This is a genomic window from Parafrankia elaeagni (assembly GCF_000374165.1).
GTDB classification, from domain to species: domain Bacteria; phylum Actinomycetota; class Actinomycetes; order Frankiales; family Frankiaceae; genus Parafrankia; species Parafrankia elaeagni.
In genome coordinates this window covers 232,317-241,362 of record NZ_KB893739.1, presented here as the reverse complement: position 1 = coordinate 241,362, position 9,046 = coordinate 232,317, and the positions used below count along the sequence as shown (strand labels likewise).

Genomic DNA, 9,046 nt, shown 5'->3' with positions numbered 1-9,046 from the left:
CGTCCGGCGCCAGGTAGTACGCCGGGCGCTTTTCCCCCCTCCGACGGATGGCCCGTGTCCTGGCCGCGGTGACCGCTGAGATCGCCGAACACGTCCTACCGGAACGTCACCGCTCCAACCCCCGCGTCGTCCGCCGGGCCAACCGCACCCCGTTCCCCACCAAGAAGCCGATCGACAGACACCTCACAGGACCACCGCCCTCGGTCGTCACAGTACTGACCCGAACCTAAAGTTCCTGGTATTGGGCCGTGGCTGGGCGCGTCCGCCGCTCACGCTACGAGCACGCCGAGGGCCTGAGCCTGCAGCAGGCGCAGCGCGACCTTCGTGATCTCACCACGGCACAGGTCCTGGAACCGGTCGGCCGAACCCGCGCCCGCTACTACACGGCCGGCCCCGCTTCCCACTGCTGGTGCTCGACGTCGCACGCACGCCCATGACCTTGAGGAACCCGTACACCAGCTGACAAGCAACCCTCGGGCCCGCCGAGGCCCGATCGGTGGTCACGGCCGCGTCAGCGTTTGAAGCTTCCTCGGCTGTCGCCGTCTTCGCCCTCGAAGGCGCGTCCAAAGCTGCTGGCATGGCGGGGAAGATCTGTCCGCGCAATACGCGGATCGGTGCCCCCGGTAGGAATCGAACCTACGACCTACCGCTTAGGAGTGCCACGGTGGCACGTACGGCGGCCTTCATGACGGTTCGCGACGCAGCCAGGATAATGCCACCGCGTGGTCCCGAACGCGGCTGAACCGCCCTGAACGAGACCAGAACTGAGACCATGCAGCCCACGCGGCCTGTCTTCCACCCCTCGGACTTGGAGATCATCGGTAGCTTGTCCGCCGGTATCCGTGGACGTCCGATGCTGTTCGCGGGTTTGGCTGTTGCGCTGGCTGCCAGCTTCAGATTCGCGCCGGCTCGGGCCTGCGGACACCTCATGTCCGCAGGCAGATCTGTTCCCGACCAGCGAAGTCAGATGCCAGACGTTGACCGGAATGATACGTATGGTGCGCCAGGGGTAGCGAGTTCGGCGCTTAGTACCACGGCTCTCATCTTGGCCGACCTTCTATCCACCATGCAGATATACTTCTAGTCTGCACTCGCATAAATCCGATTAGCGTCCAACCGGATTCGTTGTTCCATAGCTCCGCATTTGCAAGGGCAAGAGTTTCTCGTGACGAATGGTAGTCCAAGTAGTCGTCAACGAGATCGGATGGAATCTTGTCGAGATCCACACCTCCTCGCCGATTTTTGACGCTCTCATCTAGACTTTCCAGCGCCTCTCCCACGGACTTTCTTGTTTCTTTGGACTCGGTAACAATTCTCTCGAAAAGTCCCGCGAACGCTTCCTGGAAAACTCTTCTTAGGTCGGCCGATCCACCCAATTCTTCACCGTTCACTACAAAAGTGGCAGCACCCACCACATCCATTATAGTGCCATCGAGACCTTTTGCCCACTCGATGGTCGGGATGAGATTTCCTCGTATTCTAGATCCGTGAACTAGCATGCCAAGGGGGAGTGGAAAGTTGAAAGAGGTTCCATCGGCAAAGATATCGGTTATGAACTCGAGTTGATGATCGGTTTCAGGTAGAACGCTTAGAATTGCTTTAATGATCCGCTCGGTTGAATCTGTACTCATAGCATCGCCCGTCGAACACTAGTAGAATCGCGAACGGCGGCTTTGATCTGCCTTCTAATATCTAGAGAATAGTCAACCGAAGGAATGAATCTCACCGTAGACTCGGTGGCTTTAGACTCAAATTCCTCTCTGTCGAGATTCTCGATTATCCATTCTCGAATTAGAGCACTCGGCGCTTTTCCGAGGCGCGCCGCGACGACTCTGAGCATTTCGATACGATCCACAGGAACTCGCACGCTGTATACCTGAGAGGGGCTTTCGGGCTGCCTATTTGCCCGCTGTAGGTTCTTAGGGGCCTTTTCTCTCTCTTGCTCGGAAGACTCGGCCTCTTCCGCCAGAAAAGCTTTAATGTCCCTAGTCACTAGTCCTCCTCGTATGCGGCTCGATGGCTCCTGTTAGCAGACCAGGCGTTCGCCCCCCACCAGTGTCCTGCTACTGGCTCTTCTTTGGGGACTAGTATGACTGTCAGAATTCGACCTACGCTGTCCCCTGGGCGGGGCGGCGCAGATGGCGATCTACCAATTACGAGCACACTTTCACCTTTCTTGCTACTTTCGTTTGGCCCCACCATCCTTCGTGGATCACTGAGTGCTTCCGTCGCCCATTCGGGCTCTACATTAAACTCATTTGGACCCTTTCGCGCAGATCGAGTTCTTATGTACTCGGCGCGATGCTCCCAGTCGACTTCGACGAAAACAAGATCGGCATAGGGGATGCCGTCGAAGTGATCGTCTGTCGCGCGCATCGTCCAAGCGTATTACGAGCGTCCTACGCTGCGGCGGTGATGTCCACCCCAGCAGTCACGATCAGGCGGCGACGCGGCCGACGAGCCGCCCGGCCCGCGGTCATGGGGCCTCGACCTGCCCTCGGGAGGAGGGAGCTCGGCAGCGTGGAGATTGATCTCCACGCTGGCTACTCAGCCCGTGTGCGTCGAACTTGAACGCGAGACCCGGTGCGGGCATCCCGAGGTGAGCCGCACAATTAGTGCTAGATGGTCAAATATGTGCGACTGGAGCTACTGTGACGGTGGGGTCGCGGTACAACAAGGCTGGCCGGTGCATGAGTGCGGGCAGAGCACGGCGAACCCCTGAGCGACTTGAGAGGGGATCGACCGATGGATGATGTTGCTGCCGGGCTGCGGGAGCCGCGTTACCGACCTCGGGAGGGCTTCCGTGTCTGGGCCGGGCAGATCGATGGGGCAGTAGAGGTCTACGCGGACACCGGAGTGACTGCTGAGCAGCTCACGAACGCGCTGGCTCTGTACGTTCGGGGTAGCGCTCGGCTGGTCGAAGTCGAGGCGCCGGATCGCGCTGACGGAGCGAATCTCTTTCGGTTCCGCCTTCCGCCCGAATTGCACCAGAAGGGCGGAGATTCGACGACCAGCCCGAACGTGTGCGAATCATGAGCAATTCTGAAATTCCTCCCGTTCCTCGCCGCGCACTGTTGCCGCTGCGGTGGGGCCGCGGTCGCGAGCCATCCTCCGCCGGGATGCCCGCCGCATCAGAGCAACCCGACCGGTATCCGCCCCTTGTCGGTGGCCTGGTCCTCAACGGCGACGGCGAGCCCATCGAGGTTGTGGCGCCGTTTGCGGGACCATCGGCGCTCGCCGCGTGGATGGAACTTCGCGGCATCACGCGCTACCGAGTCCTGGTGGCCCATCTGCCGGGTGCGGTCGTGCCGCGCGAATCGGCCGACCCTACGTAGTCGAGTCGCACTAAAAGTACGGGGTGGTTGCGGGAATGCGACCTGTGGGAGGATCGTTGGACTCGTGACGTCCACCCACAGGAAGAGGATCTATGTTCGGCTTGGTGGTCCGGTTCAGTCTGCGGCCTGGTGGCGCCGAGGGTTTCGATCGGCTGGTGGCCCGGACGTTGCCGCTCATCGTGTCATCCGAGCCAGGGACCTTGCTGTATCTGACGCACACCGTGGACGGCGATCCTGGCGCCAGGATCTTCTACGAGGTGTATCGGGACCGGGCGGCGTTCGACGAGCACGAGCGCCAGGACCACGTTCGGGCCTTCCTCGCGGCCCGTGAGGAGTTCCTTTCCGGGCCGCCGCGGGTTGAGTTCGTGACGGTGGCCGATGGCAAGGGCATGCCGGCCGGTGCGCCATGACGGATCCGCTTCCCACGCTCGGTGAAAGGGTCGCTTTCTACCGCAAGCGGCGCGGATTGTCCCAAGTCGAACTTGGTCGGCTGATCGGTCGGTCGGAGAGTTGGGTTTCGCAGGTTGAGCGGAACACTCGCAAGGTTGACCGCCTGTCGGTGCTCGCTCAGGTTGCCGAGGTACTCGACATTCCGGTGTCGGATCTCGCGCCCGACGCGCCGACGGAGCCTGTCGAGGCTGATGCCGAGTCGTGGCGAACCTTGCTTCGTCTCGCGCTGACGGGTCATCCGGCGTTGCCGTTGCTGTTCTCGGAGGCGACGACAGATGTGCCGTCCGCGCGGGATGCCCAGGAGCGGGCGGACGACGCCTGGTCGTTGGTCCATGCGTCCCGTTACACCGATGCGGGTCCGGCGCTCGTGCCGCTCATCGGTGAGCTGGAGTCCGCGGTTCGCTCCGCTCCGCCGGATCAGCGTCCGGCGGTCGCTCGGGTTCTGGCCGGTGTGTACCAGGCGGTCACGGAGCTGTTCGTCAAGGTCGGTGACATCGAGGTCGCGTGGCTGGCCGCGGACCGGGCGCTGTTCGCGGCGGAACGCGCCGGGAACCGGGGCCTGGTGGCCGCCGGCCACCACCGCCTTGCGCACACGTTCCTGAGCGCTGGTCGTTACCAGCAAGCTCGGCACGCGGCCACGGTGGCCGCTGACGCGCTTCGCTCCGGCCCGCCGGGGCTGGGAGTCGAGGGGCAGTCCGCGTTGGGTGCGCTGTGTCTGGTCCGGTCGATCATCTGTGCCCGCTCCGGTGACCGGGGCGGGGCCTGGCAGGCGATCGGGGAGGCTGAAACGCTCGCCGGTGTCGTGGGTACGGGTCGGAACGACTTCAACCTTGAGTTCGGTCCGGCGAACGTCGCGCTGCATGCGGTCGCGGTCGCGGTGGAGCTGGGCGACGCTGGCGACGCGCTTGACCGTGCCGGTCGTGTGGACACGGCCGGGCTGTCGGCTGAACGGCGTTCGCGCTTCCTGGTGGACGTGGCCCGTGCGCACGCCCAGCGCCGTGACCGCGGGGATGCGATCGCCGCGCTTCTGGAGGCTGAGCGCATCGCGCCCGAGCAGATCCGAGACCACCCAAAAGTCCGCGTCCTGGTCCGAGACCTGCTCCAGGATCCCGGATGGCGCTCTGACCAGGACCTCCGCGGCTTGGCGGACCGGTGCGGGGTAGTCGCCTAGGCGACCCGCACAGAAAGTACTAGACAACACTCAGAGTACGACTCATACTTTGAGTGCGGGTTGGCGGCGCCACCGGCGCCGCCTTCGCCGTTTCTGGGACGACTCCACCGCCCCGGAACGAGCGGACCCCGACGCGGTGACTCCACCACCGGCCGGGGTCCTGGCCCGACCTGTCTAGGAGGTCAGACCGCTATGAAGCATGCCCTGATGTCGCCGCCGTCGGCGGACACCCTGACGGACGCGACGATCCGCGAGATGGAGCGGATCGCCCGTGAGCTGATCGGGCGGGGTGGGAAGTGACCGCCCTCGCGGTCATCGCCGCGCCGAAGCTGACCACCCCGGCGCCGGCGGGCCCGTTTCCGTCCGCGCTGCGCCTGACCGCTGACTTGGTCGACCAGATGTGCACGACCGACCCGGACGTCCGGGTGTCAGTCAGTGCGTCGGAGAGCCACGCGGCGGACCGGCCCGAGGTCGGTTTCCTGTTCCACGGGAACGATCGACAGGCGCTGGCGTCGCTGTCCGGCGCCACCTTCTCCTTCGACGTCCCGGTGACCGTCTCCGACCCGTCGCCGAGCCTCAACGGCGGGGTGTGGGTCGGCGGGTTCGTGGTCCGCGACGGGGTCAAGATCTCGTTCCGGATCATCCTGCATGACCCGGAGGTCATCACCGCCGCCCGGCAGACGTTCTCCGACGGCACCGGGGGCTGGTGATGGCCGACCCTGTCGAGCGGGAGCCATCGGCCCGGGAGCTGGCGGCAATCGAGCGGGAGTGGCCGCTGATCGCTGCCGACCTCGCCGTCCTCGACGCCGAGATCACCATCCTCGATACCGATGCCGCTGGGCAGGTCTCCGACCTCGCCTGGCGGCGCCTGGCCCACGCCCACGCGCAAGCCCGCACCGCCCGCCCACTGTCCGCCCGCCCTCGCCGACCCCGCGTTCGGCGCACCGCCTGAGCAGGAGGTGACATCCCATGGCCACCATCAACCCCGACCAGCTCCGCCGTGTCGGCCGTGCCCTCGACGGTGCGCTGTGGCTGGTCGCTCTGCTGGTCGGGGCGTACTCGCTGGCCAACGTGCACAGCGTTGCCATCGGGCATCACACCGACGATCCGCAGGCGTGGCTGTTGGCGCCGATCGTCGACCTTGCGCTGTTCGCGGGGATCACCGCCGACAGCGTTCTTGCCCGCCATGGCCTGCACCCCACCCGGTGGGGCACCGGCCTGCGCTGGTTCTGCGGCCTGGCGACCTGGACCCTCAACGTCTGGGACGCCGCCGCAAGCCTCGACGCCGGGGCGATCGTCGCGCATTCGGTGCCGCCGGTCGTGCTGATCCTGCTCGCCGAAGCCGCGCCCCGCTACCGCCACCAGTTCGCCACCCTCACCACCACCGTGCCGCCGATCGACGTGCCGGCACCCGCCTTCACCCCTGCGACCGGCCCTGCTCTTTCAACTCCGGCCACCGCCCCGGCCGCCATTCCCGGTCCGCGGACCAAGGAGGTTTCGGTACGCCGTACCGGTACTTCTGCCCGGCGCCGTACTGGCACGGCGAGCAAGCCCCGTACCGCCCGGCGCACCGACGCCGATTTGATCGCCGCCCTCACCGATGTGCCGCGTGATCCGGACGGCACCGTTCCGGTGCGCCGTGCCGCCGCCGCGCTCGGCTGTGGCCCGGACCGCGCCCGCCGGCTGCTCACCACGCAAGGACTGCTCCGGCCCCGCACCACCGAAACCCTGACCGCCCCGACGCCGGTACTCACCGCCGTCTGACCCGACCAGCTCTGCCCGGGGCGCGGCGACCGTCTCGCCAAAGTCACCCGCCGCGCCCCGGCCCTCCCCGCAAGGAGGCAGGACCATCTGACCACCACCGACCCGTTCCCGCCGCCGGACCCGGATGGCTGGACCCCCGACCTCACCGGCTTCGACCTCACGCCCGGTGCAGCGGAGGTCGTCGACCTCGACAAGGCCCGGACCCGCCGCACCGACACCGACCAGCCCGACACCGACGAGGTCACCGACGGCGACAGTGAAGCGGACGAGGATGCCGAGTCGCTGACCGCCCGCCCGGAGCAGGTCGGGCCGCCGGTCGACCCACCCGACCACGACAACCCCCGGCCGGTCGGTGGGCAGCGTCGGGCGCCGATCCTGCCCGCGTGGGCGCACTCCCGCGCCGACATCACCGCGACCGCCCGGCACGCCGCGGGCAACGCCGGCTACGTCGCCCGGTTCCATGCGGTGCGGACGCCGAAGTACGCGGCGAAGGTCGCCGTGTGGGCGCCCATCGGGTTCCTGCGCACCATCGCCCGGCTGCTGCGCTGGGCCACCGCCGAAGAGGGCAACTGGGGTCTGCGCCAGGACGCCGCCCGCCGCAACGACCCGGAGACGTGGCTGAAGCTGGACCGTCAGCGTCAGCGGCAGACCTCGACACGGTGGCCGGTCCTGATCGGCGGGGCCCTCGCCGCGCTGGTCGTCGCCGCGATGGTGTGGTTCGGGCCGACCCCGGCGCCGGTGCGCTGGCTGGTGTTCCTGGCCGTGGTCGTGGCCTGCGCCCGGCTGGGACGTCCGGCGGACCGGCCGATCACCGACCGCGTCGCCACCGGTGAGACCTACCGCAAGCTGACCGCCGAACTCGTGCGCCGCGCGCTGACGTCGCTGGGGATCGCGGGGATCAACTCCGCGGTGGCGAAGAACCCCGGCGCCATCTCGTTCCCGGTGGAGATCCACCGCGACGGTCCCGGCCACCTGGCCATCGTCGACCTGCCCTACGGGGTCGAAGCAGGGGAGGTCATCGCCCGGCGCGGCCGGTTGGCGTCCGGTCTGCGGCTGCCGTTGGACCAGGTGTGGCCCGACCCCGCGCCCGGTCACACGGGACGGTTGGCGCTGTGGGTGGGCTACCAGCCCGCGTCCGCGATGCGTCAACCCGCCTGGCCGTTGGCCCGTGCCGGGCAGGTGGACGTGTTCCAGCCGTTCGCGTTCGCGACCACCCCGCGGATGACCACGGTCGTCGTATCGCTGATGTCGCGGAACTGGCTGTTCGGCGGACAGCCCGGGTCCGGCAAGACGTTCGCGTTGCGGCTGCTCGTGCTCGCCGCCGCGCTGGACCCGCGGGTGGAGATCCGGGGCTACGAGCTGAAGGGAGTGGGTGACTTCGCGCCGGCGGCGCCGGTGATGACGGAGTACGGCAACGGGTTCGATGACGACACGTTGGAAGCCTGCGCGGCGATGCTGAAGTGGCTGTACGACGAGTGCCGCCGCCGGTCGGAACGGATCGCGTTCTACGCCGCCGCGGGCAAGGCTCCGGAGAACAAGGTGACACCGGAACTGGCGTCGCTGAAAGGGTCCGGGCTGCATCCGCTGGTGGTGTGGATCGACGAAGCACAGGAGCTGTTCCGGTCGCAGTGGGGCAAGGACGCCGCCGAGTACGCGGAGAAGTGCATCAAGCTCGGCCGCGCCCTGGGTGTGATCCTCATGCTCGGCACGCAGATCCCGGACAAGGACAGCCTGCCGACCGGGATCACCCGCAACGTCAACAGCCGCTACTGCCTGTCGGTGGCCGACCAGACCGCGAACGACATGATCCTCGGAACCTCGGCCTACAAGAACGGCTACCGGGCGACCGTCTTCGAACCTGTGGTTCAGGCCGGGTGGGGCATCCTCGCCGGCTTCGGGAAGCCGCAGGCGAACCGCTCCTACTACGTCGACGGCGACCAGGCAGACCGGATCATCGCCCGCGCTGTCGAGCTGCGCGCCGGAGCGGGCACCCTGCCGACCCCGGCGGAGCAGACCCGCACCACCGCCCCGGCCGCCGATGTGGTCGCCGACGTCGCCGCGGTCTGGCCAGCCGGTGAGGACAAGACGTGGAACGAGACCCTGTGCGCCCGCCTGGCAGACCTACGCCCCGACGTCTACGGCGGATGGGAGTCCGCACAGCTCACCGCCGCACTCAAGCCACACGCCATCACCCCCGTCGACGTCGGCCGCCGCATCGCCGGTAAGGCCGTCACCCGACGCGGGATCTCCCACGCGGCGATCCTCGCCGTAGTCGCCGAGCGTGACCGAAAGCGGCGGGCCGACTAGCCGCCGGAGGACTGCTAGC

Annotated in this window: 8 protein-coding genes and 1 pseudogene; 8 read left to right on the top strand and 1 reads right to left on the bottom strand. The window is 67.0% G+C overall.

Features of this window, described 5'->3' with window-relative positions:
• Positions 1–245 precede the first annotated feature (245 nt).
• Positions 246–463: pseudogene (locus B207_RS42945) on the top strand (Fic family protein); the annotation flags it as partial.
• A 577-nt stretch (positions 464–1,040) separates the two neighbouring features.
• Here the strand turns inward: B207_RS42945 and B207_RS39975 are convergent.
• A complete protein-coding gene (locus B207_RS39975; protein ID WP_154675515.1) occupies positions 1,041–1,631 on the bottom strand; it encodes a hypothetical protein in 591 nt (196 codons plus the stop codon).
• Between the two features lie 1,401 nt (positions 1,632–3,032).
• Here B207_RS39975 and B207_RS39970 point away from each other — a divergent pair.
• From B207_RS39970 to B207_RS0121325, 7 genes are all read left to right on the top strand, one after another.
• Positions 3,033–3,335, top strand: a complete 303-nt coding sequence (locus B207_RS39970; protein WP_154675514.1) for a hypothetical protein — start codon at positions 3,033–3,035, stop codon at positions 3,333–3,335.
• 92 nt (positions 3,336–3,427) lie between these two features.
• Positions 3,428–3,745 carry a putative quinol monooxygenase gene (locus B207_RS0121355; protein ID WP_018638634.1) on the top strand — a complete coding sequence of 106 codons (318 nt, stop codon included), beginning with the start codon at positions 3,428–3,430 and terminating at the stop codon, positions 3,743–3,745.
• Positions 3,742–4,956 (top strand): helix-turn-helix domain-containing protein, encoded by a 1,215-nt coding sequence (locus B207_RS0121350; protein ID WP_026311293.1) that lies wholly within the window; start codon positions 3,742–3,744, stop codon positions 4,954–4,956. Before B207_RS0121355 ends, B207_RS0121350 begins: the two co-directional genes overlap by 4 nt.
• Before the next feature lie 296 nt (positions 4,957–5,252).
• Positions 5,253–5,666 (top strand): hypothetical protein, encoded by a 414-nt coding sequence (locus tag B207_RS0121340; RefSeq protein WP_018638630.1) that lies wholly within the window; start codon positions 5,253–5,255, stop codon positions 5,664–5,666.
• The gene (locus B207_RS0121335; protein WP_018638629.1) at positions 5,666–5,908 is read left to right on the top strand and encodes a DUF6284 family protein; all 243 of its coding nucleotides are present in this window, start codon (positions 5,666–5,668) and stop codon (positions 5,906–5,908) included. The genes B207_RS0121340 and B207_RS0121335 overlap by 1 nt, the downstream gene beginning before the upstream one ends.
• A gap of 17 nt (positions 5,909–5,925) precedes the next feature.
• On the top strand, positions 5,926–6,720 hold the full coding sequence (locus B207_RS40740) for a hypothetical protein (protein ID WP_018638628.1): 795 nt from the start codon (positions 5,926–5,928) through the stop codon (positions 6,718–6,720).
• 465 nt (positions 6,721–7,185) lie between these two features.
• Positions 7,186–9,027, top strand: coding sequence for a hypothetical protein (locus B207_RS0121325; protein WP_018638627.1), 1,842 nt, complete (start codon positions 7,186–7,188; stop codon positions 9,025–9,027).
• Positions 9,028–9,046 lie beyond the last annotated feature (19 nt).